This window comes from Leptospira hartskeerlii (genome assembly GCF_002811475.1).
Taxonomy (GTDB): domain Bacteria; phylum Spirochaetota; class Leptospiria; order Leptospirales; family Leptospiraceae; genus Leptospira_B; species Leptospira_B hartskeerlii.
Window position 1 is genome coordinate 84,213 of sequence record NZ_NPDL01000003.1, and the last position, 26,473, is coordinate 110,685.

At 40.7% G+C, this 26,473-nt stretch carries 22 protein-coding genes and 1 tRNA gene; 10 read left to right on the forward strand and 13 right to left on the reverse strand.

Going from position 1 to position 26,473, the window contains the following annotated elements; translation table 11 throughout:
• Nucleotides 1–12: 12 nt before the first annotated feature.
• Complete coding sequence (locus tag CH352_RS05785) at nucleotides 13–2,694, reverse strand: SpoIIE family protein phosphatase (RefSeq protein WP_423789690.1); 2,682 nt, start codon at nucleotides 2,692–2,694, stop codon at nucleotides 13–15.
• A gap of 97 nt (nucleotides 2,695–2,791) precedes the next feature.
• Entirely contained in the window at nucleotides 2,792–3,097 is a 306-nt protein-coding gene (locus tag CH352_RS05790) for a hypothetical protein (RefSeq protein ID WP_086448752.1), read from the reverse strand.
• A gap of 60 nt (nucleotides 3,098–3,157) precedes the next feature.
• Between CH352_RS05790 and CH352_RS05795 the strand changes: the two genes are divergently transcribed.
• The 4 genes from CH352_RS05795 (at nucleotide 3,158) to CH352_RS05810 (ending at nucleotide 7,884) form a co-directional block, all read left to right on the forward strand.
• Nucleotides 3,158–3,230, forward strand: a tRNA-Ala gene (locus CH352_RS05795).
• 54 nt (nucleotides 3,231–3,284) lie between these two features.
• On the forward strand, nucleotides 3,285–3,971 hold the full coding sequence (locus CH352_RS05800; protein ID WP_100705885.1) for a hypothetical protein: 687 nt from the start codon (nucleotides 3,285–3,287) through the stop codon (nucleotides 3,969–3,971).
• 2 nt (nucleotides 3,972–3,973) lie between these two features.
• Nucleotides 3,974–4,504 (forward strand): peptide deformylase, encoded by a 531-nt coding sequence (def, locus tag CH352_RS05805; protein ID WP_100705886.1) that lies wholly within the window; start codon nucleotides 3,974–3,976, stop codon nucleotides 4,502–4,504.
• Nucleotides 4,505–4,542: 38 nt separating this feature from the next.
• On the forward strand, nucleotides 4,543–7,884 hold the full coding sequence (locus CH352_RS05810) for an efflux RND transporter permease subunit (protein ID WP_100705887.1): 3,342 nt from the start codon (nucleotides 4,543–4,545) through the stop codon (nucleotides 7,882–7,884).
• Nucleotides 7,885–7,904: 20 nt separating this feature from the next.
• On the opposite strand, the gene CH352_RS05815 is transcribed toward CH352_RS05810, so the two are convergent.
• Together CH352_RS05815 and tyrS are read right to left on the reverse strand one after the other, a co-directional pair.
• Nucleotides 7,905–9,104: a polysaccharide deacetylase family protein gene (locus CH352_RS05815; protein WP_100705888.1), complete on the reverse strand. Its 1,200-nt coding sequence runs from the start codon at nucleotides 9,102–9,104 to the stop codon at nucleotides 7,905–7,907.
• 13 nt (nucleotides 9,105–9,117) lie between these two features.
• Complete coding sequence (tyrS, locus tag CH352_RS05820; protein ID WP_100705889.1) at nucleotides 9,118–10,335, reverse strand: tyrosine--tRNA ligase; 1,218 nt, start codon at nucleotides 10,333–10,335, stop codon at nucleotides 9,118–9,120.
• Nucleotides 10,336–10,397: 62 nt separating this feature from the next.
• Between tyrS and CH352_RS05825 the strand changes: the two genes are divergently transcribed.
• Complete coding sequence (locus tag CH352_RS05825) at nucleotides 10,398–12,014, forward strand: glycerol-3-phosphate dehydrogenase/oxidase (protein WP_100705890.1); 1,617 nt, start codon at nucleotides 10,398–10,400, stop codon at nucleotides 12,012–12,014.
• 99 nt (nucleotides 12,015–12,113) lie between these two features.
• On the opposite strand, the gene rpoD is transcribed toward CH352_RS05825, so the two are convergent.
• From rpoD to CH352_RS05860, 7 genes are all read right to left on the reverse strand, one after another.
• Nucleotides 12,114–13,880, reverse strand: coding sequence for an RNA polymerase sigma factor RpoD (gene rpoD / locus CH352_RS05830; RefSeq protein ID WP_086448759.1), 1,767 nt, complete (start codon nucleotides 13,878–13,880; stop codon nucleotides 12,114–12,116).
• 15 nt (nucleotides 13,881–13,895) lie between these two features.
• Entirely contained in the window at nucleotides 13,896–15,686 is a 1,791-nt protein-coding gene (dnaG, locus tag CH352_RS05835; protein WP_100705891.1) for a DNA primase, read from the reverse strand.
• A gap of 11 nt (nucleotides 15,687–15,697) precedes the next feature.
• The gene (locus CH352_RS05840; protein WP_100705892.1) at nucleotides 15,698–16,147 is read right to left on the reverse strand and encodes a GatB/YqeY domain-containing protein; all 450 of its coding nucleotides are present in this window, start codon (nucleotides 16,145–16,147) and stop codon (nucleotides 15,698–15,700) included.
• Between the two features lie 38 nt (nucleotides 16,148–16,185).
• A complete protein-coding gene (rpsU, locus tag CH352_RS05845; RefSeq protein WP_008591132.1) occupies nucleotides 16,186–16,395 on the reverse strand; it encodes a 30S ribosomal protein S21 in 210 nt (69 codons plus the stop codon).
• A 200-nt stretch (nucleotides 16,396–16,595) separates the two neighbouring features.
• The gene (locus CH352_RS05850) at nucleotides 16,596–17,060 is read right to left on the reverse strand and encodes a hypothetical protein (protein WP_100705893.1); all 465 of its coding nucleotides are present in this window, start codon (nucleotides 17,058–17,060) and stop codon (nucleotides 16,596–16,598) included.
• A 68-nt stretch (nucleotides 17,061–17,128) separates the two neighbouring features.
• Nucleotides 17,129–17,344: a hypothetical protein gene (locus CH352_RS05855; RefSeq protein WP_100705894.1), complete on the reverse strand. Its 216-nt coding sequence runs from the start codon at nucleotides 17,342–17,344 to the stop codon at nucleotides 17,129–17,131.
• 173 nt (nucleotides 17,345–17,517) lie between these two features.
• Nucleotides 17,518–17,940, reverse strand: a complete 423-nt coding sequence (locus tag CH352_RS05860) for a hypothetical protein (RefSeq protein ID WP_100705895.1) — start codon at nucleotides 17,938–17,940, stop codon at nucleotides 17,518–17,520.
• A 116-nt stretch (nucleotides 17,941–18,056) separates the two neighbouring features.
• On the opposite strand from CH352_RS05860, the gene fbp reads away from it, so the two are divergent.
• Together fbp and CH352_RS05870 are read left to right on the forward strand one after the other, a co-directional pair.
• Nucleotides 18,057–19,079 (forward strand): class 1 fructose-bisphosphatase, encoded by a 1,023-nt coding sequence (gene fbp, locus CH352_RS05865; RefSeq protein WP_100705896.1) that lies wholly within the window; start codon nucleotides 18,057–18,059, stop codon nucleotides 19,077–19,079.
• A 315-nt stretch (nucleotides 19,080–19,394) separates the two neighbouring features.
• Nucleotides 19,395–21,038 carry a thiol-activated cytolysin family protein gene (locus CH352_RS05870; RefSeq protein WP_100705897.1) on the forward strand — a complete coding sequence of 548 codons (1,644 nt, stop codon included), beginning with the start codon at nucleotides 19,395–19,397 and terminating at the stop codon, nucleotides 21,036–21,038.
• A gap of 56 nt (nucleotides 21,039–21,094) precedes the next feature.
• Here the strand turns inward: CH352_RS05870 and galE are convergent, their stop codons facing one another.
• Nucleotides 21,095–22,066, reverse strand: a complete 972-nt coding sequence (gene galE, locus CH352_RS05875; protein WP_100705898.1) for a UDP-glucose 4-epimerase GalE — start codon at nucleotides 22,064–22,066, stop codon at nucleotides 21,095–21,097.
• Nucleotides 22,067–22,125: 59 nt separating this feature from the next.
• Nucleotides 22,126–22,686: an ion transporter gene (locus CH352_RS05880; protein WP_100705899.1), complete on the reverse strand. Its 561-nt coding sequence runs from the start codon at nucleotides 22,684–22,686 to the stop codon at nucleotides 22,126–22,128.
• A 114-nt stretch (nucleotides 22,687–22,800) separates the two neighbouring features.
• On the opposite strand from CH352_RS05880, the gene CH352_RS05885 reads away from it, so the two are divergent.
• The 3 genes from CH352_RS05885 (at nucleotide 22,801) to CH352_RS05895 (ending at nucleotide 26,423) form a co-directional block, all read left to right on the forward strand.
• Nucleotides 22,801–23,010: a YgaP family membrane protein gene (locus tag CH352_RS05885; protein WP_100706245.1), complete on the forward strand. Its 210-nt coding sequence runs from the start codon at nucleotides 22,801–22,803 to the stop codon at nucleotides 23,008–23,010.
• A gap of 71 nt (nucleotides 23,011–23,081) precedes the next feature.
• On the forward strand, nucleotides 23,082–25,604 hold the full coding sequence (locus CH352_RS05890; RefSeq protein ID WP_100705900.1) for a cation-translocating P-type ATPase: 2,523 nt from the start codon (nucleotides 23,082–23,084) through the stop codon (nucleotides 25,602–25,604).
• Nucleotides 25,605–25,646: 42 nt separating this feature from the next.
• Nucleotides 25,647–26,423: a helix-turn-helix domain-containing protein gene (locus tag CH352_RS05895; protein ID WP_100705901.1), complete on the forward strand. Its 777-nt coding sequence runs from the start codon at nucleotides 25,647–25,649 to the stop codon at nucleotides 26,421–26,423.
• Nucleotides 26,424–26,473 lie beyond the last annotated feature (50 nt).

Below are 26,473 nucleotides of genomic sequence, written 5' to 3' on the forward strand. Positions count from 1 at the left end.
TTACCCCCATCTTCAGCGGAAAAATTTTTGGAGAGTGAGTATGTTTCTTCCCTCTTCCATTTTATAATCCACCACGTCCATCAATGTCTCGATTAGATACACACCGAATCCGCCTTTTCTTTTTCCGGTGAGGTTTTCCTCTATGGACGGGTCTTTCACATTCGTTCTGTCGAATCCTTTTCCGGAATCAGTCAGCACGATCGTGATAGAATCTTCAGTGAACCGAATTTTACAATCGAATTTCGGATTTCTAAGCAGAGTATCTTTATAACCGTGCATTACGATATTTGTAGCCGCCTCGTCTCCCGCTAAAAGAATATCGTCTCTTAAGAAATCAGGCAGATTTCTGACTTTGATCGCATCATATATAAATTCTCGGAAGATAGGAATTTGTCCGGTATTTGCGTCGAAAGTCCTGAAAAATTGAAAATCATTATTATACTTCAATAGAAGCACAGTGAAATCGTCGAAAGGTTCTTTTCCGGAGGAGAAGGAACGGATGGTGGCATACAATTCTTCCACAATCTTTCGAGCGGGAAGATGTCTTCTGGATTTGATTTCTTCGATCATTCTTTCCAGACCGAACTCATTTCCTTGAGCATCTTTTTCCTCTACTGCTCCGTCGGTATAAAGAACAAAAATATCTCCGGGTTTGACCGTGAAATTTCCACCTTTATATTTTGCAGTCGGGATTACACCTAGAGGAGGCCCCTGTCCTTTCAACAATTCGTAAGAACCGTCTTCTTTGATCCAGACCTGGTCGTTATGACCTGCAGATGCGTATTCAATCGTAAACAAGGAAGGATTATAATGAATGAAGAATGCGGTGACGAACATTCCAAAATGTGAATCTTCGAAAATCAGCTCATTTCCCTGTCTTAAAATTTCCTCAGGACTTAAGTCATGGTTTCTAGCAAGAGTCCGAATGATAGAAGAGCTCATCGCCATAAAGAGTGCCGCAGGAAGACTTTTTCCGGAAACATCCGCAATCAAAAAGGAATACTGACCATCGCTGTACTGGTAATAATCGTAAAAATCTCCGGATACGTCTTTTGCAGGAACGGAAAGAATTCCTAAATCAAAGTTGGAATGAAATACTTTTTCAGAAGGAAGAATATTCTGTTGGATCTTACGCGTAATTTCCATCTCCTGTTGGATCGCTTTTTTCTCCAACATCTCCGTTCTGAGACGGAATGCTTCGAATCCCTTTGTAAACTGGGAAGCCATTGTCTGCAATAATCGGAAGTCCGAATCCTGGTAAGAAAGTTTATCCTTTCTGTCCGCAACAGTCAAGGCCCCGTAAGGTTCCCCGCTAGATAAGAATAATGGAACGATAATATAAGATCCCTTTAAATATCTTCTGTCCAATTCATGTGGGAACGGTTGGTCTAAAATATCTCTTTTTAAGACCGGAAGACCTTCTATTACACTGGATATGACCTGAGTTCCCGAAATTTCATCTTCTGAAAACCTATCTATCTTTTCGGTCTCTCCATCGTAATAAGCACAATTAATGAAATTCTCTTTAGAAAGACTATACAAGAAAATACCGGCAACACTCGCATCCAACTCTCTAATAATAAGTCTGATAGACTTTCGAACTAAACCTAATCTGTTTGTAGAAAGACTAACTGCTTGAGATAAGTCGAATAAAGACTCTAACTCTGAAACTTTCTTGCGAAGATCCTTGTTTGCATTCTCTAGATTTTGAAGAAGTCCTGTCTTTTGGATGGCTAACGCGGAAGTTCCCGAAAAACTTAGGAAAAGTTCTAGATCTTCTCCGGTAAACTTTTCTCTATCCACAGTATTGATCGCTTCTATCACACCAATAACTTCGTCGTTTGCAACCAAAGGTGCAGCCATGATATTTCGAGTAGTGAATTGAGAAGCCTTATCTACTTCCTTATAAACCCGATCATCATTTTGTGCATCATTAATGATCATAGGTTTACGTTCTCGAACTACTAGTCCTGCTACACCTTTTCCTACAGGTACCTGCATCTTAGTGACTGCTTCACTCTTTTCTCCGAGCACCGTATGAAAGTAGAGATATTCTTTGGATTCATCTAAAAGGAGAACGCTGCAAGCCTCCGTCCTAAATACTGTTTTAGAGGAAAGCATGATTGCTTCTAATAATTGAGAAAGATCTAAGGAAGAATTGATCAATCCGGAAACACGTATCACTTCCGTGAGTAAGAAGTCGAAACGTTCTGATTGTCTTTTGGCTTGCGCAGCTTCTAATACTAACTGAGTGGTTGCGAGTAAGGAAAGTGTGACTAAGGAAGCATCTCCGGAAACATGAGATTCTTTTAATAGTCTTCCTACTGTTTTACATGTAGTACGAAGAAGTTCGAAATCGGTTTTAGAAAAACGATCCGCAGTTGTTTTGCCTTGTAAAACCAAAACTGCGTAACTTGCACGTTTTGCTTGGGCAGTTGAGTCCAAATCATCCACTTTCAATCGAACGACTAAAAGCGGATAGTTGCTTGGGGATTTTGCCCAGGGAGGAGTTTTACCTCTTTCTAAAAGTAGATCTTTTCCGGATTGAGAAAATGCCCAGTGAGCGGCTTCGATCAGTTCTCTTTCGTTACGACCGGATATCTGCCGTATGTTCGCGGATTCTGTTGTGGAAAAAATACCACCCAAATCCGCGTGAGTGAGTGCAATTGCCTCTCTCAAAAAACTATCAAAGATAGAGGAGACCCCTAAACCTTCTTCTAGAAAGAAGGAACCGTCGCTTCGACTTCTGAGTAGGGTCTCCTGTTTTTTTATATGGGTCAAGGTCGAAAAATTAGGATTGGAATTTAAGGGATTCTTCCCTTAATCTTTTATTAGCGTGTTCAAGTTCTTTGATGCGATTCATTGCGGAAATTAATTCGTCTCTGGATAAGTTAGTCACGATTGAAGTTGCATCAAAAGCTTCTTTAACATCTTTTAATTCTTGTCCGGAGTATTGGATGATTGTTTCGTACATACGAATGATCTCATCCGCATTTTCCAACTCCTGCTCATTCAATCTCAAAACTTTCTCATAACCTTTAATGATATCGTTTTGGATCTTTATTTTTTTCTGTAGCTCCTCGACGGAATCGCTCATCCGATTGCTCCTAATAATATATATTGACAGCATGCCCAAGGAGACCAAGTTGGAATCGAAGGGGATGTAGCTCAGTTGGGAGAGCATTTGAATGGCATTCAAAAGGTCGGGGGTTCGATTCCCCTCGTCTCCAACTCTCAAGCCGAACCTAATAGATAGTTTCCTTTCCTAATCACTGTCAAGACTAATGCGAGAGAATCATTGGACTTTTACCAGCCGGGGAAATCCCAAAAAAGACGAGGTGCTTTGGCTCCGGGACCCCTTACATTCTTTCGACCGATCCTTTAGCCCGGAACTTTCTTCCGAATATTATCTTACGGTGGCAGAAGGTCCTGAAAAATTCTCCGGATTTTCCAATGCAGATATTCTGGATTTTCTTCTGAAAAGAAAGAAGAAACAAATTCTAATTGCGGAAGGATTTTCCGCTAGATTGGTCTGGCCACTTCTTACCCAGCCTAATGACAAAATACTTTCTGCATTTCTGATTTTCCCGAATCCTCTGCCGGTATCCGGATACTCAGCGTCTATTTTAGAAAAAACGGATTGGTTTTTGCGAAATTTGACCCAGATCCCTAAGTTCTTTTTCGACCCATTCGGTTTTGAAAAGCTTTGGAACGGATTGGAAAAGGAAGATCTTTATTCCCAAAAGGCAAAATGTCCATTAGGTCTACTTCTTCCCAGAACCGTCGGACCCTTAGAAACGCAAGCGGAAATATTGCAAAATCTTTCTGTCGGAACTTCAGTACTTAGGTGGGAAGCTCAAAATCCAAGATTTTTAGAACCGACCGCTGGAATGCTGTCTAAAATCCTAGAACCATTCTTAAAATCTGGTGGGCAAAAACCGGTGAAGGATAGCTCTAGGACAAGGTTCTGAAAATGTCAGTGCGCAAAATTCTCAAAATCGGCGATCCTCTTCTAAGAAAGACCAGTGAAACTGTTCATCCCGACGAACTGGGAACCAAAGAGTTCAAAAAGTTGATCCGGGACATGTTTGATACAATGAGACATGCAGACGGAGTTGGACTTGCCGCCCCTCAAATCGGTATCATGAAGAAGATCGTGGTAGTCGGTTCCGATCCGGAAGATGACAGTCCATCCAGAGTTCCGGAAAGAATTCTTATCAATCCTGAGATCAAACCGATCACGGATTCAGTAGACGGTAATTGGGAAGGTTGTCTTTCCGTTCCGGGCATGAGGGGTTATGTAGAAAGACCCAATAAGATCGAAATGAAATGGATGGATGAAAAAGGAAATTCCCACGAAGAGACAATTGAGGGATATTCCGCAGTCGTATACCAACATGAATGCGATCACCTAAACGGAGTTTTGTACGTAGATAGATTAAAGAGTACAAAAATGTTCGGCTTCAACGACTCCATGGAACTAACCGGTCCTATCTTGGACTAAACGAACTTCTCTCCTAAATTTTTAAGCAGAATACCCCTATGAAAAGTATCATCGAATATTTCCTCTCGAAAAGTATCTTCGTAAACCTACTCACCGTTCTAATCATTCTTGCAGGAAGTTTTCTTGCAGTAAAAATGAATAGAGAAGCGTTCCCAAATATCAACTTCGATATAGTTTCTATCTCTACTTTGTATTTAGGTGCTTCTCCCCAAGAGGTGGAAAAGTTAGTCACTAATCCTCTTGAAAAAGCGATCAAAGAAGTGGATGGGATTAAAGAATATAGATCCGCTTCTATCGAGGGTCGATCCGGGATCGTGATCACATTGGATCCGGATACAAAGGATACCCAAAAGGTGGTGGATGATATCAAATCCGCCATAGACCGGGTAGAAGATCTTCCGGAAGAAGTGGAAGATCCTATCGTAACCGAGATCACAACTGCAAGAACTCCAGTAATCGAGGTTTCCATCACATTAAAGGATGATGATGGATCAGTCGAAGCGGAGAAAAAATTACGCGCCCAAGCAAAGATCGTAGAACAAGCTCTCTTGGACATTTCTGGAGTAGCAAAGGTTTCACGTAGAGGCTGGAGAGAGACTGAAATGCAAGTGGATATTCTTCCGAATAGTCTATTCGGTTTTTATCTTACCGGTCAAGACGTGATTGGCGCATTAAGAAATCGTAACGTAAACGTTCCTGGTGGAAATATTACCGGTCTGGACAAAGAGATCATTCTCAGAACTATCGGAGAATTTGATACTCCTGAAGAGATTTCCAAGGTACATGTAAGAGGAAATGAGATCGGAAACGCGATCCGTATCCAGGATGTTGCCAGAGTTACGGAAGGTTTAAGAGAAGCGGATTACATCGAGAACGTAAACGGAACCAAAACTGTCGCTCTTACAGTTTTAAAAAGACAAAGTGCGGATGCTATCAAAGTGGTAGATAGCGTAAAGTCCACTGTAGAAAAATTCCGCAAAGGTTCTCCGGAATTTCAATATGCATTCGTAAACGATCTTTCTAAGTATATCCGACGTAGGTTAAATGTTCTAATTTCTAACGCAACATTCGGAATGATCTTAGTTATGGGATCTTTATTTTTCTTTTTGGGATGGAGAGTGGCGCTGATGACCGCTCTTGGAATTCCTGTGTCTTTCGGTGCTACATTCTTCATAATGGATCAATTCGGTCTGACCTTAAATTTGATCTCTATGTTCGGATTAGTTTTGGTCGTCGGTATCCTTGTGGATGATGCGATCATTATCTGTGAAAACGTATATAGATACATAGAAGAAGGACTTCCTCCTTATGAGGCCACTCTCAAGGGAACCTTAGAAGTAGTTTCTCCTGTGACCGCAACTGTTACTACTACGATTGCAGCATTTGCTCCACTTCTATTCATGCCGGGTATTTTCGGTAAGTTCGTATTTAGTATTCCTCTCGTTGTGATCATCGCGCTTTGTGCGTCTTTGGCGGAGGCATTCTTCATTCTTCCTAACCACTTATACGATATCAATAAAGGTGGAGTAAAAGCGGGAGAGATCAAAGAAGAATCCGGCTGGTTTTCTAAATTTAGAAATACCAAGTATGTTCCTGCGCTTAAATTCGCATTGAGCAATCCATGGAAGATGACGATAGGCTTAGTCTCTCTATTGATCGCAAGTTTTATCATCCAGATCCTATTCTCTAAGTTTAAGTTATTCCCGGGTTCGGTAGATCAATTCTACGTAAAGGTTTCTGCCAAAACCGGAGCAAGTTTGAATGAAACCTATCGTTATTTAGAAGTAATAGAAAAGGAAATCGCAAAAGTCCCTCAGGAAGATCTGGAGAATTATGCGACTCGTGTCGGGATCATCCAAGCCAATCCGAACGATCCTTTTACTAAAAGAGGAAAACATTACGGAATGGTAATGGCTTATTTAACTGCGGAAGAGAACCGTAAAAAATGCCATAAAACGGATGATATCATCCAAAAACTCAGAAGAAAAACTCTTTGGCTACTCAATGAAACTTCTCGCAAAATAGAAGAAGAGAAGATTCAGAAAGAAGCGCAAGAGAGTAAAAATCCTTGCGATATTCCCGAACCTGTAGTGATCCCGGAAGAATTCGAATCTCTCCGAGGAAAACTGGTCGCCTTAGAATACGAAAAAGTATCCGGAGGACCTCCAGTAGGAAAACCTGTGGCAATCGAGATCAGGGGAGATAGTTATGATACTCTTCTTAAGATCGCTTCCGAATACAAAGGTGTACTCGGAAAAGTGAAAGGGGTCACCGATATTGCAGACGACTTCAATGAAGGTAAGGACGAGGTCCGTATTCGAGTCAGCGAATCTCTTGCTTCCACTGCTGGAGTCTCCGTATTCAGAGTTGCACAAGCAATCAATACCGCATTCCAAGGAACTGTCGCAACCAAGATCAAAAGAACGGATGAAGAAGTAGAAGTAAAAGTCCGCTTTCCCGAATCCTACAGAAAGTCTGTGGATAGTTTGAATCATGTATATGTTTCAAACTCCATTGGTAAAATGATCCCAGTGTCTCGTTTAGTAACTATGCAAAGACTTCCTGGCGTTTCTAATATCAATCACTTGGATGGAAAACGTCTAGTCACGGTCACTGCAAACTTAGCAGGTGGAAAACAGGCAAACTCCACGGAAGCGAATGCTTCCGCTAAAAAATTGGCAGACCAAGAGAAGATCATAGATAAGTATCCAGGCTATATGGTCCGTTTCGGCGGAGAGAATAAGGACACAGAAGAGTCCATGGGCTCCTTAGGATTTTTATTCCTGATGGCGCTACTTATCATGTACATCATCATCGCTTCCCAATTCGGATCTTTGATGCAACCTCTTGTAATCGGAAGCGCCATCCCCTTCTCCTTTATTGGAGTGATCTTAGCTTTTGTAACTCATGGAGAATATTTCGGATTCTTAGCGATGCTTGGAATTGTAGGTCTTGCAGGAGTTGTAGTTAACGACTCAATCGTACTTGTGGACTTTGCAAACACTCTTCGTAGAGAAAATCCGAACAAAGACATTAAGGAAATCCTAGTAGATACCGGAAATTTAAGACTTAGAGCTGTGACCTTGACCACTGTCACTACAGTTTTAGGGCTTTTACCTACCGCATATGGGATCGGAGGTTACGATCCATTCTTAGTTCCGATGGCACTAGCTTTCGGTTGGGGACTTGCATTTGCAAGTATCATCACACTTTTGATGGTGCCAGTATTCTACCTTCACCTATACAATTTCCAAAATTGGTTTTATGGAAGATTGGAAAGGATTTTCGGTAAGAAGAAGGTTGTGTATTTCCCAAGCCCAGAATTTGCGAGTGAGCCTGATAGGATTTTAACGAATAATAAAGGTAAAAAGAAGAAATAAGATAATACGAAAAGCGGGAATCAATCCTGCTTTTCGTTCAATATCTCCGGAACGGTTACAAATCTATAACCTTTGTTTAACATAGCCTGGATAAAATCAGGAAGAATGTAGATCAATTTTTCAGATTGTCTAGGTGAACCCAAGTGCATCAAAATGATCGCACCATTCATTCCATTTTTGTCGGATGCTTCCCAGCGATATAAAAAATCCAACATCTCCTCTTTTGTCTTATAATGAGGATTTTGTACTAATTTCGTTTTTCCAGTCGCAGGGTCTTTTTTGGTGATGTACTTCTTATACACGAAGTCAGGTACATCCAAAGAACCTACAGTATTATTACTCCAGAAAATATGATTTTCGTAACCTTGGGTAGCAAATACATCTAAGATGATCGGATCTACAGCACCGTAAGGTAATCTATAATACTTGGTAAGTGTAAGTCCTGTAATTGTTTTGAATTTATCTTCTACAGATGTCAGCTCTTCCAAAAGAGTATTAAAGTCAGGAATCTCATCTGCTACATAACTTAGAAGTGCCCTTTTTCTAAGAGAAGGCTCTTTTAAACTTCTAGGTAAATTGAAATGGCTCCAGGTATGATTCCCAAAAATTACTCTTCCATCTAGGGCAGCTAATTTTTTGAGATACACCAAATTGGTTTTAGAAAATAGAGATCCGCCTTTTTTAGCAGGATTTTCATTAGAAACAAATAAGGTCACCTTGATCGGGAACCTCATCATAAATTCATAAAGTATTTGTAGATCTTCGCCTGTGCCCAGATCGAAAGTAAGAGAAATTTCCTTAAAGTTCGGATTTCCTCTGCTGATATTTTTACCAATTCCAGGATTAGGAACTACCGCTTGTAAAGAACTTAAGTTTTTGTTAACCTCTTCACTTAAATCGCCGTCCGGAACATCGTCCAAGATCGATGATTTAAAACGTAGAACTTCTTCTTCTCTTTGTTGCTCTTCTAATCGTAAACTTGTGATGTCTTCAGAAAGAACGGATATGACTTCGCTTTGTTTTTGAACGGTGCTCTGGAGAGAATCTAACCTTCTTGCCAATGCAAAAACTGTGGTAATAGCCAGGATCAGGAAAAAGAATACGGAGGAACCGATCCGGATCTGACGAAATTTTTTTTCTAGGACTTCGGACTCTACTTCGTTGTCCTGGATTTCCTTGATCGTCTTGGAAAGTACTGTGGATTCTTCTTCGCTGAGCATGTTCTGATTTCGGTCAACTGACCAGACGGATGAATTTTCCTTTTTTGCCTTGGCGAATCAAGTATTCTGCGTTTTTACTTACGGTAAATTTTTCATCCGAAAGTTTCTCCTCGTCGACATAAATCCCCCCCGACTTGATGAGCCTTCTCGCTTCGGAGGTAGAAGGAACAAATCCAAGTTTGGCGAGGACCCAGATTAGCTGAGGAGTTTCGGATTCTTGGAAAAATTCGGGACCTAATTTTGTTTCCTGAATATTTTCAGGGATGGCTCTTGCCTTAGGGTTATGGACCTTATTCCATTCCTCGATCGCTTCTGAATTCGTTTCCGAAGAAGAGAATTGGTCCATTATTAATTTCGCAAGTTCCGTTTTGACTTCTTTAGGGTGAAGTCCTCCGGACTCGATTCCTTTTTTACGTTCAGAAACCGATTCCATGGGAAGATCCGTAAGCAATTCGAAATAATTCCACATTAGCTCGTCCGAAATTGACATGAGTTTTCCGAACATGTCGATTGGCTCTTCCGTAATCCCCACGTAATTTCCGAGGGATTTGGACATTTTTTTGACCCCATCCAAACCGACTAAAAGAGGAAGAGTGATCACACATTGCGCCTCTTTTCCGTATTCTCTTTGTAATTCTCTACCCACGAGAAGGTTGAATTTTTGGTCTGTTCCTCCCAATTCCACGTCAGCTTCCATTTCTACGGAGTCGTAACCTTGTACAAGAGGATATAAGAATTCGATAAGAGAGATCGGCTGTCCCCCTTTGTATCTTTTACTGAAATCGTCCCTTTCTAAAATTTGGGCCACACTGTATTTTGAGGTAAGTACAAGAACATCTTCGAAATTCATCCCGGAACACCAACGGGAATTATAGACAATCTTGGTCTTCTCCTTATCCAAAACCTTGAAAACTTGGTTTTGGTAGGTCTCCGAATTTTTAAGAACTTCTTCTTTAGAGAGTCTTTTTCTGGTTTCAGACTTTCCTGTTGGATCTCCGATCATTGCGGTAAAATCCCCGAGAAGGAAATTCACCTCATGGCCCAAATCCTGGAAATGCCTTAATTTTCTAAGTAAAACGAAATGCCCCAGGTGAAGGTCCGGAGCTGTCGGGTCGAAACCGGCTTTGATTTTTAAGGACTTTTTTTTAGTAAGTTTGGAGGTAAGTTCCTCTTCGCTGATCAGGTCGACAGTCCCGCGTCGTATCAATTCGATTTGTTTTTTAGGTTCCATTTGGCTCTTTTATTGCAATTTCACCCGGCGAAATCACCCTGTAAAGCAGGAAGACCTTGTACATGCAAAAACACGATCGCAAAAGCCGGTTTGAAAAATTAAAAGAAGAACAATTCGACCTCCTGATTTTGGGTGGAGGAGCCACTGGAGCTGGGGCAGCCCTGGACGCTAGCCTAAGAGGGCTCAAGGTTGCACTCTTAGAAAAATCGGATTTTTCCGCAGGAACATCTTCTCGTTCCACAAAACTAATCCACGGAGGGGTACGTTACCTCGCGCAATTCCATTTTAAACTGATCCATGAGGCATTGACCGAAAGGCAAAGACTTCTGGAAAATGCGCCTCACCTTGTCAAACCATTGCCATTCATTCTTCCCACATACAAACTTTACGAAAAACCGTATTACAGTATTGGAATGACCATGTACGATATCCTGGCTTGGAAAGGAAATTTGCCTTCTCACAAAAGAGTTTCTAAAGAAGAAGTTGAAAAGGATTTTCCAGCTCTCCAAAGCAAAGGTCTGACCGGCGGGATCTTATATTACGATTCTCAATTCAACGACGCAAGGCTGAACGTGAACCTGGCTCGTGCGGCATCCAAAGAAGGAGCTCTCGTGCTGAATCAAACAGAACTTCTATCTTTCCAAAGGAAGGACGGCAAACTTATAGGTGGAAAGGTAAAAGATCTGATCAGTGGCGAAACCTATAACGTAAAAGCAAAAGTCGTTGTGAACGCAACCGGACCTTGGGTGGATGATGTTCGTCTGAAGGACGATCCAAGAACCTACCGCGTACTTTCTCCCAGCCAAGGTATTCATTTGGTTTTCAATAAAGAAACCATTCCTTGTAATACGGCTCTCATCATTCCTAAAACAAAGGACGGGCGCGTAGTATTCATCATTCCTTGGGAAGACCATGTGATCTTAGGAACAACCGACACTCCTATCCATGAAGTGACACAAGATCCTCTTCCTTTGGAATCGGAGGTGGAGTTCCTACTGCAAACAGGTTCAGATTATTTAACCAAACCTCTACAAAGAAAAGATATCATCTCCGTATTCTCAGGCATCCGACCTCTCATCTCTCCGGAAGGAAACCAAGATACAAAAAGTATTTCTAGAGAAGAAGTGATCTTAGTTTCTTCTTCCGGGCTCATCACAATGGGAGGAGGAAAATGGTCCACTTACAGAAAGATGGCGGAAGACCTGATCGATAGAGTCTTGAAAGAAGGTGGGCAAGAAGAATTCGGCTCTAGTAGAACTGCAACGTATGCTTTCCCTGGAAAAGTCGGCTATTCGGAGAACTTATACCAAGAAATCCAGAAAATGTATAAGGTTAGTGAGGTATCTGCAAAACGTCTCCAAAACTTTTATGGCGGAGAAGTTTTCATCATCCTAGGCAAAAAGCCGACTAAACTGATCGCTGGTTTGGAATACTTCCAAGAAGAAGTAGAATGGTTCGCAAAAGAAGAATTTGCACTCACAGTCACGGACGTTCTCGCAAGAAGATTCAGGATCCAGTTCCTGGATTTGAAATTAGCGACAAAACTGGCAAAACCGGTTTCTCAGGTCTTGGCTAAATTATTAGGTTGGAAAGAAGCGCAAAGAAAGGAAAAAGAATCAGAGGCACTCGAGCTGATCGAATCTCTCCAAGCAACCTACGACGGTAAAGCTAAGAAATAAAGTCTATCGCAAAGGCGCAAAGATAAGAAGATATTGTTTCGAAATTTCTGAAATAACCTTCTAAACTTTGCGGCTTTGCGTGCAAAACTCTCTCGTCTCTTAATCGATGTAGTCTCTCAGTTTTTTAGAACGAGATGGGTGACGTAGCCTTCGAAGTGCTTTTGCTTCGATCTGACGGATCCTTTCTCGAGTTACCTTAAATTGATAACCGACCTCTTCCAAGGTTTGAGGATAACCGTCGTCCAAACCGAAACGCATACGGATCACTTTCTGTTCCCTTGCAGGAAGAGTATGTAAAACCTGTCTGATCTGTTCCGCTAGAATACTGGAAGCCGCAGAATTCACTGGAGATTCCACATCCTTGTCTTCGATAAAGTCTCCGAGTTCCGAATCTTCTTCGGAACCGACTGGGATCTCGAGAGAGATTGGTTCTCTTGCTACGTTCTTAACAGCTTTTACTTTTTGTACAGGCCAGCCTAAACGTTCTGCAATTTCTTCATTGGAAGGATCTCGACCAAATTCTTGAACGAATAAACGAGTTTCACGGATCACTTTGTTCACTTGTTCTATCATGTGAACAGGAACACGGATCGTTCTTGCTTGGTCTGAAATCGCACGAGTGATCGCTTGGCGGATCCACCAAGTAGCATAAGTGGAGAATTTATATCCTTTCTTATACTCGAATTTATCCACCGCCTTGATAAGACCGATATTTCCCTCTTGGATCAAATCGAAGAAATGCATTCCTCGGTTTGCATAACGTTTTGCGATGGAAACCACGAGTCTTAGGTTTGCTTTTACGAGTTCTTTTTTGGCCTGCGCGATCTCTCTCTCACCCTTGATGATCTTTTCGCCCCAGTCCTTGATCTCTTGGACAGAAGAACCAGCTTCTTGTTCCATACGGCGAAGTTTACGCTCATTATTACGAATATCTTTAATGACTTCGCGAACCTCGTCTATAGAGACTCCCATCATCTTTTCGATATCTTCTAACTTTTCATTCTTCTCGATGAAACGGTTGAACGCTTTAATATCCTTAACGTCGTAACCATACTGAGCTTTGATCTTTAAGAAATGACGATCGATCTCCTTGATCCTGAAGACCATAGATTTGATCTTTTGGGAAATCTTTTGGATCTCTTTTTGAGAAACTCCCAGCTCGCGAACCGCGGTGTCGATGATACCTTTAGAGATATCTATTTTCTCTTTGAACTCTTTGAACTTTTTAGAGTTCTCGGAATATTTGCGGATCCTGGATTGAGCTTCTTGTAAAACTTTTTCCTGTTCCTGGATGACGGAGATGTTCTTGAAGAAAAGTTCTTCTAACTTCTTTGCTTCTTCCGCATTCATCGCGTACATCTTGTCTACTCGAACAAGATCATACACTTTAGTCTTTTTACTGCGGATCTTAGGAAGAAGTTTGATGAAGTTTGCTCTAAGGATAGAAGAACCTAAGATAGTTTCTTCTATGATCTTCTCGCCCTTCTCTATTTTTTTAGCTAGGAATACTTCCGTTTCTCCGGAGATCAAGTTCACCTTTCCGATCTCTTTTAGATAAAGACGGATTGGATCTTCCGAACCACCTGCAGAAGAAGCGGTTTCTTTCTTTTTGCGGGCTGGTTTTACCGGAAGAGCCGGATCATCTTTAGGCAGGATAGAAGTAGCCGGCTCCAAAGATTTCCTAGTATATTCTTCTACGATCTCTATTCCCATCTCGTGAAGAAGAGTGAATACATCATCAATCTTCTCCGAGTTTAAGATCTTATCCGGAAGTATTTCGTTGATCTCATCGTAGGAAATTTCGCTATTCGCCTTTCCTATCGCGATGATCTTCTGCACTTCCGGCATGCTTTGTAGATTTTCCATTCTGCGGTCCCCTATCTATCTTACGCCCGAGTTTTCATTACGGATAAATTCCAATAATTTTGCTTTCTCAGTCTTATAATATGCCAGTTTTGTAAAATGTTCGGGATCATCCATAGGTGAACCCGAATCCAACTCTTCCATTCTCTTATCGATCACGAAAAGTTTTTGTTGATTTAATAATCCTTTAAACACCTTCACGGAATCTTCAGGACTCATATCCGCTTCCGAGATCAGAAAAGGAGCTATGGACTCTTTAAATTCGTTCGGGATCTCGGAGGAAATAACGGAAGCTGGAGAAACTTCTTCTTCGCTTGCGTATCTCGTATATATAAAGTCCCATAAAAACGCACTTTTAGAGTCCAAGAATTCCAACCCGGATAATTCTTCGGAAAAACGGAATAAATGATTAGCCTTCACAAGCAAGGCAATGATCTCTCTTTCACATTTTTCGGCGGGACTTGGGCCTGATACACGTTTGGCGGATTTATCCTTATTATTATCGGACTTAGGGTTGGCAAACTTGGCTCCTCCGCCCTTATAATCTCGCAAAACTGCGTCCATACTGATCCCGAGCCTTCTTGCCCCGAGACCCAGAAAAAACTCCTTGTCTGAGTCCCGATTGAACCCTTTCAGAAATTGATACAGATTGTCCAAGGCTCTTCTTTTCTTTTCAGGAAGAGCGCGAGAATCCGCTTTATCCAAAAGTTCCTCAACCACAAAAGAAGACGCAGGGATCTGGTTCTCTAAAAGTTCATGTAATTCTTGGCGGTTCAATTCCTTAGAAAGATCGAAAGGGTCTTTTCCTTCCGGTAGTAATATAACAAAACAATCCAGGCCTTCTTTCAGGCAAAGTTCCGCAGCATGCAACGCACCCTTTCTTCCTGCAGAATCCCCATCCAAAACCAGAAGGAATTTGTCTGAAAATTTCTTCATGGTACGGATATGATTTTCAGTCACAGCGGTTCCCATACACGCAACTGTATTTTCCAGGCCCTTATCTACGAGACCTATCACATCCAAATATCCCTCCACTAAAATCGAGGTCCTGGACTTTTGGATGGATTCTTTTGCTTGGTGAAGATGATAAAACGTTCTTCCTTTATCAAATATGGAAGAAGCGGGACTGTTCACATATTTAGACTCTTTTCCCGGGCCTAAAATCCTTCCTGAAAATGCGATTACTCTGCCAGAAAGATCAAAAACAGGGAACATGATCCGATCTCTGAAAAAATCATAAGGTTCTTTTCCTTTTTCAGATTCGCGGATGAGGCCGACTTCAAGAGCTGCCTTAATTTCGTCCTTAGTATTAAAAACTTTTCCGGTTAAATGATTAAATCCGCCTGGGGCATAACCAAGTTGAAAAGATTTTTGGATCTCGTCTCCGAGACCTCGAGAATTCAAATAATCTCTCGCAGCCAAACCTTGCGGTCCCCGCAAATTTTCTTGGAAAAATAGAAGAGCCTTCTTATTTACTTTGTATAAAGTTTCCGTTCTTTCTACTTCTTCTTTCGCTTTTTCCTGGATCGGAATTCCTGAATATTCTGAAAGAATTTCTTTCGCTCTTTGGAAATCCACTCTTTCGTAACTCATTACGAATTGAAATAGATCTCCGGATGCTTTACATCCAAAACAATGATAGAATTGTTTATCTACTGATACGTTGAAAGAAGGAGATTTCTCTTGGTGGAATGGACATAGGCCCACCATGTTTCTCCCTCTTTTTTGTAAGGGCACAAATCGACTTATATAACTTTCGATGGGAACTTCCCTACGAATACGGTCGATAAATTCCCTTTGGAAATGCAAGATATACCCGCTTAGGAAAGTTTAGATTTTACGATCGCAGAAACCTTTGATCCGTCTATGTTCGCGCCTTTAAACTCAGCCATAACTTTTCCCATAACCTTTCCTATGTCTTTGGGACCGGAAGCTCCGAGTTCTATGACAAATTTTTCTACAGCGGCGATGATTTGATCTTCGGGCACATCAGGCGGAAGATATGATTTTAAGATTTCAGCTTCACCCTTTTCTTTATCTGCGAGATCATTGCGATTTGCTTTTTCATACATCTGGATTGCATCAGTACGTTTAGCATAACTACGTTTGATCAAGACGATGACTTGTTCATCATTTAATTCCTGAGCTCCGTTTTTCGTAAGCTCATATTGGATATCAGCCTTGAGTAGGCGTAAGGTGGAGAGAAGAGGCTCCTGTTTTGCTTTCATGGCCTCTTTCAGGTCGGTATTAATTTTTAATTGCAGGGACATGCCCGTTCCCCTATCTCTTAGGAACCTAAGACCGGGAATTAACCGCGGTCTTTACGGGAGAAGAGACGTTTTTTCTTTTCTAATTTGCGTTTTGCGGATTCTAGAGCCTTTTTCTTTTTGATGCTAGGCTTTTCGTAGAATTCACGTCTTTTGATCTCGCTCATGATTCCGGCGTTAGCGCAATCTCTCTTAAAACGTTTGAGAGCGGATTCGATGGACTCGCCTTCCTTTACAATGATTCCTACCATTCGGTGGATTTCTCCTGTTTGGATTGTTTTAGGGCCGGATAAACAATATCGCAAAAAAACGATACCGACCACTGAAATAACAGAGGTCCGGAGTCTGGGGACAAAGTACCCCGTATTTACTAATTTCTGTTGACCGGGCTGGAAGTCAAGGTCATTTGGCCGATTTTCAGACTAAAAGAAGGGAAAACGCCAAAATGACCTTACATGGTCAAAATGGATGTCCAGGCATACCCATATAGACCAAGTATGACTCCAATACCCACTCCGTAAATCAAGTGTCCAAAAACGTGAGCAGCCGCAACGCTGATCCCGGCTTCTCTAAACTGTTCTAAAGGATGGTTTCTGGCAACTAATACCACTAAAAGAAAGCCCACCAAATATCCATGGAAGAATCCCACTGCTCCTCCCGTCACAATCGAAGCGATCAAAATATGAGGAGCCAGACTGATTAGGAACGCATATGGAAATGCAAATATGAGCCCAACGATAAGATGAGTAATTATCCCAGGAATTAGGGCCTTACTCATATCCTTTGTGAAAAAGCTTCCTACGGCTCGGATCATATCTGCATTTACGGATCCTGCGTAATGAATGGACCACATGGAAAGAGACATACAAATGGTTCCGGCAAAACCGGCCAAGAAGATCAATCCTATCGCTTCCATAATTCCTCCCGCTCGCGGGGAAGAATTGTAGTCTAGAAAATTAGGTCGGACAAGAACTAAAGAATGGCTTACGCTGCAAAAAAATCCGCTTTTTGGATGGAGGAAATTTCGATTTCTGCTTCGATTCCCAGGTCACCGTTTTTGATCACCACGTCGCCTTTCATTTTTCTATTTTTATCAAGCTCGATCACGGTTCCATCTTTTAGAGTGAGAATGATATCAATCCCTCGATAGTTGATATAACGTTCCAAGGTGTCCTTAAATTGTTTCGCCCTGTCTTTCATCTTCTCCCCCAATACGTTTCAATTTACGGTACAACTGTTCATTTTCTCGATAGAGTTTTTTTAGGAGAGGTTTAATTTATTTTCGCACGGAGGCCACAGAGAACACCGAGTCAGATACACATTTGATACGTACATTTCCGTGTCATTTGCGCGAAACAGTTCCTACTGAAATTTCAGAAATGTGCTTTGAGGAGCTTTTCGTAAACCGGTTGGAAGGAATCCAAAGGTTCAGTGAATTCTAGAAATTTAATCTCATAGTCAATGATCAGATGATTTACCTGGAAGATGACTTCGTCGAATCTGCTTTTTACAATATCCAATCTGCAATCGGGACAAAAAGTTAAGAAAGATCTGGAATTTAAAACGTACAATTTATCGTACGGACGAAGATGGGCCTGGATAACAGATTTTAATTCTTCTAATATTTCGCCTGACTTTTGTTCTCCGAGTAATTTAAAATACTGGGAAAGATCCTGGAAATAAAAATGAGTTAGAACCATTTCTGTACTGAGTGAATTTTTAACGTCACGTAAAAATTGGTTCGTAAATTCTTCAAACACGTCCGGGATAGGCTGCTTCTGATTCGCTGTTTCCATCTCTCTTAGAAATATCGACGGATATCCCTCTAAAAACCGATTTTTTCAGGCTTGTCAAGCTGCCCAGGAGCGATTTTATATCCGGTATAGCTTAAAAGCAAAAAGGAGAACACGCCGTGAGCGCCCACCCTACCCAATTAATGAGTCTTTCCCAATATTTGATCGAGGAACAGCTCAAACTTCCCCAGGCCACAGGGGATTTTACGGCACTCATGAGCCATCTCGTATACGCCGCAAAAGTTGTTTCCAGAGAAGTAAGAAAAGCAGGTCTTTTAGAAAACATTTTAGGAGCAACGGATCAAACGAATGTCCAGGGCGAAACAGTCATGAAACTGGACGAATACGCGGACAAAATTTTTACTCATACACTTACCCGTTGCGGACACTTATGTGTAATGGGAAGTGAAGAACAAGAAGATGTTATTACAATCCCAACAGGCTATAAGATAGGGAAATATACGATTGCTATCGATCCATTGGATGGTTCTTCTAATATTGATGCGAACGTTTCCATAGGTACTATTTTTTCGGTCCATTTAAGGACTTCTCCTCAAGGAACTCCTGGAACCAAGGAAGACCTTTTACAAAAAGGATCTAAACAAAGAGCAGCAGGATATATCGTTTACGGATCTTCTACTATGCTCGTGCTTTGTGTTGGAAAGGGAGTCTCCGGTTTTACATTGGATCCATCTTGCGGAGAATTTATACTTTCTCACCCAGAAATGAAAATGCCTGAGTCAGGGGGGATCTATTCTATCAATGAAGGAAACTATGATTATTGGTCGGATGAAGTGAAGAATTATATCCGAAACATTAAATCGATCGAAGGCGGACGTAAGCCTCAATCTTTGCGTTATATCGGTTCTCTCGTAGCGGACTTCCACAGAAACCTATTAAAAGGCGGGATTTTCTTGTATCCGAACGATACAAAATCTTCCAAATATCCTAAAGGAAAACTTAGACTTTTATACGAAGTTGCTCCTATGGCACTCCTTGCTGAACAAGCTGGTGGAATGGCGGTAACAGTAGAAGGTAAAAGAATTCTAGATCTGGAGCCGGAAGAACTTCATGAAAGGACCACATTCGTGGTTGGTTCCAAAAATGAAGTGGAACATTTCCTCACCTTTATAAAAAAATAATATACTATCGCGGATCTTCTTTATCTGCTTCGCAGGTAGAAGGTCCGCAGGTTATTGACCTTCTACTTTTCTTTCCCACTATTTCATCAAATCTACCTTACAAACCACTCCCAAAAATAAGCGCTTAAATTTTACTTATATTCCAAACCATCTCTTACTTTACATTAAGAAGACTTACATTCCGTTTTGCATTCTCCTTATATATTATGTTTTAATAATAAATAAAAATATCATGATTTTATTTTAGCGCTTGCTACAAAAATTTGGGCAGATAAATCTGTAGGCACTGAAATAGAAACAAGGTATTTTAAAAGAATGAAGATAGTGAAAAATTGGATCAAACCTTCTGTAGCTGTAGCTTTAACCGCGGGCTACTTGGTGAGTTGTTCCCCAAATAAATCCAACTTAAGCGGCTTATTAGGTCTTTTAGGCGGTTCTAAACAAGTGGAAGAAACCGGACCTGGGGCATTTAAAATCGCAGATGCAGGCGAATTATATACGGAACCTTCCTACGGACAGGCTCTTTCTTCTTCCAGTAAGGAAGCTATTACTCCTTTCCCGGCTGGTATCCCGGTTCCGGATTCTAAGACCGGTCATTATTCTTGCACCACTACTAAGTGGGGAGCTTCCGAGGTAAGAAGTCTCGTAGACCGGGCAATTTTAAACCAAGGCTCTGAGGTGCTTTATCCAGGAGCGCTATTACAAGGTAAGTTTTTGGAAGCGGGAGGTTATACTCCAGTTACCATCCCAAGATCCGGTGGTAAAATTTTCCTTACAGGTTTAAAACTTTCTCCTAATGCAGTCTACTCTAAGGAATTAGCTCAGATCAGCGCATCTAATATACAACAAGGGATACAAGATATTCTATCCACAGATGTTGTAGGAACTGCGGCAGATGCTTCCTTTAGTGTAGAACAAGTTTATAACGAAAATCATCTTTTATTCAATCTTGGATTAGATGCTCGTTTCTCCGATGTTGGCCTGAAGGTCAGTCTTGGGATCGATAATTTGGGCAAAAAGAACTATATTTTGATGAAGTTCACTCAGAAGTTCTACGACGTAAACTTCGAAGATCCTACTCTTTCTACTTCGGTTTTTAGAGACGGGGCTAACTTTCAAGATCCGGAAGGACAGATTGCCGCAAACAATCCTCCATTATATGTTTCTAAAGTGTCTTATGGAAGAGCCGTATATTTTCTTTTGGAATCGGAATACACTGCACTACAAGTTAAGACTGCATTGGAAGTTGCCTGGGATCCTGGAATTCTTTCTGCCGTTTCTCCTGTTCCGCCGATCGGCGGAGAAGTTTCAGTCACTCATGAGCAGGTCTTAGACAGAACTAGAATTGCCTACTTCGTAAGAGGTGGAAATGCAGGTTTAGCTTTAGCTCCGATCAGCGCTGCTGATTCTGCTACTCCAGGAAGTATGTACCAAGCTATTCGCAATTTTTTGGCGAATCCTGAGGCCGCAAATTATTCCGCTGCAAACCCTGGAGTGCCGATCGCTTACACTTTGAACTATCTGAAAGACAGATCCGTAGCTAAGATGAGTTATACCACAGTGTATGACCAAAGAGACTGTGAGGCTACTTATTCAGAAAATCCTCAGGTATTCACTGCAAAGCTTGGAAAGGTGGATGATAAGGTTCGTTTCCTAATGGACGGACAAGAATTCTTCTCTACGAATCCGGAAGCAGATGTTTATACAGGGCCTGAGATCAATCTGAATAATGCAATGAGTGTTGGTTCAGAACATGAGTTCACAGTGGAATTGTATAACTCGAATTGTTTCGGAACCTCTTTGGATATAGATCTGAAGTTGAACGGAACAGTATTAAGGAGCCGTAATCTAAGTAGAAGTGTAAGCACCTGCGGAAAGCAGTTAACTTATAAATATAAATTGAATAAGATTACCGGTGCTTGGTCCATCATAGAAGAGAACGAAACAGCAGAAATGTAATCACTATTACCGATCTTTCAGCCTTCTTCTCCAATCTGGGAAGAAGGCTTTTCTTTTTAATGAGAATGGTTTTTGTGAAATTCCCAGGCGCTGGAAACTATATCTTCTATTTTTGCAAATTTCGGATCCCAGCCTAAGATCTTTTTTGCCTTAGTATTATCTGCGATTAATTTAGCAGGATCGCCTTCTCTTCTGGGACCGATCTTGTAAGGGATTTGCACCCCGGAGACCTTCTCCACTGTTTTAATAATTTCTAAAATTGAAAATCCTTGTCCTGTTCCAAGATTGAAGAAGTCGGATACTCCGCCTTCTTTCAGATATTCCAATCCAAGATAATGAGCCTGGGCAAGATCCATCACATGAATATAATCTCGAACTGCAGTCCCGTCTTGCGTATCGTAATCATTTCCGTTTACTGTGAGTGAATCTCTTTTTCCTAATGCTTTTTCGATCACGATCGGAAGAAGATGAGTTTCCGGATCATGCTCTTCACCGATATCTAGATCGGAACCGGAAGCATTAAAATAACGAAGTGCAACGAACTTTAAATCGTATGCACGCGAATAGTCCGCTAGAATTTTTTCGATCATCAACTTGGATTGACCATAAGGATTGATCGGATCTTGAGGAGTAGTCTCTAAGATCGGAACTTCCGTAACGGCCCCGTAAGTAGCGCAAGTAGAAGAAAAGATGAAGTATTTGACCCCATGATTCTTCATCGCTTCTAAAAGTTGAAGTGTACCCATCACATTGTTTATATAATATTTCTGGGGATCAGTAACCGACTCTCCCACATATGCTAATGCAGCAAAATGAATGACTGCTTCGAATTCGTGTTCTGAAAATACACGATCCAGGTCCGCTTTATTTAAAAGATCTCCTTTGAAAAATTTTCCCCACTTAACTGCTTTCTCATGGCCGTTGGAAAGATTATCGAATACTACAGTATCCACACCTAATTTATGGAGATATTTATTCATATGGGAGCCAATGTATCCGGCTCCACCGGTAATCAGGATTTTTTTCATAAAGCTTTTACATGTATTTCAGAAGGATCGAAATTGTAAAAATGAATTTTAGGCTCACTTTAGCTGAGATCTCCCTTCTTAGAACTGGAACCGCTCAAAGACTCTTTCAGACTTAAAAAATCGGAAAGAATAAAAATGATCGTGATAAAGGATAGAATTGCTTCGAAAATTACGAGGATCTCCGCCTCTGTACTTTCCGGGACAATTTTGATAATCCCTATATTGGTAAAGATCATCAGACTGAAATATACAAATTTAAAAAATAAGGAAGGATAACCTAAGTTCTGGGGAATTCCGGAAAATGAACTCAGATCAGTTTTATAAATACAAAGGAAATCAAACCCGAAAGATAGAACGATTACGCTAATATTGAACGCGATGAATACCAGAAATTCATAATATTTTAGATCTAATCCGGAAAATTCGGATATCCTTCTGAAACCCTTGATAAAGAAATAAGAAGATTTAAAACCGGCCAATATCAGGATCAGATATTTGATCTCCAAACCTGCAAATTCGATTTCATCCAAAAAGATGAGAAGTATTCCTAAAGATATAATGAATACATACTCAATAGATGTTTTCATTATGGTTTTAATAATATAACGATCGATTTTCATGATACCTTTGATATTTATCAGCTCGCCTAAACGGAACTGTATCCGTCCAATTATTGACAAAGACTTAAAATGGAAGAATATTTCCAACAAAGATACAGTCAATAGGTGTTCAATATGAAATTTATAAATTCTAATTTTTGGGACAGAGCTTTTCGAGTAATCTTAGGTACTTCTTTGATTACCTGGGCTTTCTATATAGAAGATTTATATAAACTTGCGATTTTTGCAGTTGGTTTTGTAATCCTGGCAACAGGAATCGTAGGTTGGTGTCCAATTTATTCCTTATTCGGTTGGAATACTCGGACCCACTCCAAAAAATCTTAAGATCTACCGTTATTCCACTTTGGTAAGAAAGATCTTGCCATAAAAAATCGGATCATAGTTATTCTATATCTATGCCCCCAATAGCGGAGATTCTTTACAAAGGTTTAAGTTCTCAAGAAGCGTCCGAACTTCTCCAAAAGTTCGGACCAAATGAATCCAAACTAAAAAAAACATCCTTCTGGAGGATCAGTCTTTCTATCCTCGAAGAGCCGATGCTTTCCCTACTCTTGGCCTGCGGTTTCATCTACGCCTTGCTCGGGGATTTAGAAGAAGCGATAACACTTTCTATTGCAGTGATCGCGGTTATTTCTCTCACCATCTACCAGAAGAATAAATCCGAAAAAGCTCTGGAGTCTCTTCGAAAACTTTCTCCATTAAAAGCTAAGGTGATCCGAGAAGGAAGAAAGATAGAAATCGATTCTGCACTACTTGTTCCGGGTGATCTTGTCTTTTTATCGGAAGGAGATAAGGTCCCTGCCGACGGATATTTGGTAGATGGATTAAATCTACATTCGGACGAATCTCTTTTAACTGGAGAATCCATCCCTGTTCTAAAGGAAGAAACAGATCTAAACAACCAAGGACCATATTCTGATTTCCAAAAGGTGTATTCTGGAACAAAGATCGTTTCAGGAGAAGGCATCTTTAAAGTATTATTTACCGGCGACCTCACCTCAATAGGCTCTATTGGAAAGGAAATGGGAGAAATTTCCGAATCGGAAAGTCCCCTCCAAAAAGAAGCAAAAAGATTCACTACATTCTTCTTTTTGGGAGCCTTAGTAATTTCATTTTTTTTAATATATGGCTTAGGAATACGTAACGGAAATTGGATGCATGCAATCTTAGCTGCTCTAACATTCCTAATGGCAGTATTACCGGAAGAGATACCGGTAGTTCTCAGCATCTTCTTTTCATTAGGGGCCTGGAGAATTTCCAAAAGTGGTGTTTTGACGAGAAAGTTGAACTCCATAGAGTCCCTCGGCGCAGCGACAGTATTATGCGTAGATAAAACAGGAACCTTAACCGAAAACCAAATGAAAGTGAAAGGTTTAGTTTCTTCCGGAGAGAACAGTTTATTCGAATTTAAAACTCCGGAAGTCGCTGAAGAATTTCATCTACTATTGGAATTCTCAATTCTTGCATCTAAAAAGGATCCTTTTGATCCAATGGAAAAGGCGATCCGAGAATTAGGTATTAAACTTTTATACGATACGGAACATCTTCATGCGGATTGGACATTAGAAAAGGAATATCCACTTTCTCCTAAGCTACTCGCACTCAGCTACGCATGGAATTCGGAAGAACCTGGAACATTCGTGATAGGCACCAAAGGTGCTCCGGAAGCGATATTCGATCTTTGCCATTTTTCAAAAGAGAAGACCGAGGCTTGGGAGAAGATCACTGAAAGTTACTCTTTACAAGGATACAGAGCGATCGGAGTGGCAAGATCCAGGATCGTAAATTCTTCTCTTCCCGAAAACCAACACGATCTAGAATTCGAATTTTTAGGTCTGGTCTTATTGGAAGATCCTATTAGAGAAACTGTACCTTCTTCCGTATCGGAATGTATCCAAGCAGGGATCAGAGTTATCATCATCACAGGAGATCATGCGGGAACTGCAAAGGCTGTAGCTTCCAAGATAGGATTAGAAGATCACAAGGAGAGCATAACCGGCGACGAGTTGGAAAAACTTACGGAAGAAGAGTTGGATTCTAAATTAGATTCGGTAGGAATTTTTTCCAGGATCAAACCCGCTCAGAAATTAAAGATAGTCAGAGCATTTCAAAAGAAGGGAGAAATTGTCGCAATGACTGGAGATGGGGTAAACGACGCCCTCGCCCTACAAGCGGCTCATATCGGGATCTCCATGGGGAAAAGAGGAACAGATGTAGCAAGAGAAGCTTCGGATCTAGTATTGTTGGATGATAATTTTTCCTCCATAGTAAAGTCCGTATTTTTAGGAAGAAGGATCTATGAGAATATACAAAAGAGTATTTCTTACATTGTATCCGTTCATATCCCGATCATAGGAATGTCCTTATTGCCTGCTTTTACGGGTGACCCTATCTTCTTCTTTCCCGCGCATATTTTAGTCTTAGAGTTGATTATAGATCCTACATGCTCCATCGTTTTCGAATCATTGGATTTGGAAAAAGGAGATCGTTATTCCAGTCCAAGAAGGAAGAATTCTAGTCTAATGACCATTCCTCGTTTCCTTCTGTCATTTGCTCAAGGTGCAATCGTTCTGATTTCCTTACTTGCTTTGTATTTCTGGATGAAGGAAAAAGGCATTAGAGAAAATGAAATTAGATCTTTCGGTTTTATCTTTCTCGTCGTATCCAATTTCAGTTTGATGCTTACGAATTTAACTCACAAAGGTGGATTTGTCTCCATCTTGCGGTCCTTGCATTCCAGTGTATTCTGGATCTTCTTTTTGGCGGCTGCAGCGCTAATTGCAAGTTTCCAATTCGAATTCAGTCTTAGGCTATTCGGTTTTCATAAAATCGAATTGGCTTGGGTATTTTACTCTATTGGATTAGGGCTGATCTCCGGTCTTGTTTGGGAGATCAGGAAGATCCGGTTTTTTGCTTGAGAGTTTCGGAAGAATAAACAATATACTTGCAAGAATCCTCTCATGAAAGTTGAGACATTTTTACCTAGAAAGAATTTACAACCGTATATCCGCCAATTCCTGATCATTGAAAGTGAAAGTGGAATGCAAAATAAGATCCTACCCGGGTCTTCTTTGGTAATTTCCTTTAGGATCAACGGAAGTATTTCTCATAAGGAAGAAAATCGAGAACGTATTCTTCCTAGCTCCGGAATTACAGGTTTACGCCGTTTTCCTAGGCTGATCGAATATTCTCCGAAAGCCTCTACTCTATTAGTGATTTTTAAAGAAGGTGGAGCCGCAAGTTTTATTAGAGAACCAATTCATACTCTATTTGAATTGAACATTTCACTAGATCATTTGATCTCTCCGAAAAAGGTGTCGGAAACTGAAGAAAAACTTTTTCAAACAAAAACGAATCCGGAAAAAATCTCTATAGTGGAAAATTTCCTCATCTCAGAATGGAGAGGATCTAAAGAAGACGATCTAATTCTAAATTCTATCATTAGGATCAGAAAGTCTAAGGGAAATCTAAAAATCGGGGACTTATTGAAAGGATTGCCGATCAGCAGAGATTCTTATGAAAAAAGATTTAGAGAAATGATCGGAACCAGCCCTAAACAATTTTCCAACTTGGTAAGAATGAGGAATATTATAGATTCTTATTCTTCTCAGATCACTTTGACAGAAGTTGCTCAAGAAGCCGGATATTTCGACCAAGCGCATTTTATCAAAGACTTCAAAACTTTTACGAACGAAACTCCTAAACACTTTTTTAAACTTTCCACCCCATATTGGTAAAATCCTGAATTTTTACAATTTTTAGTTCTCTGGATAGAGTATCCTAGCAC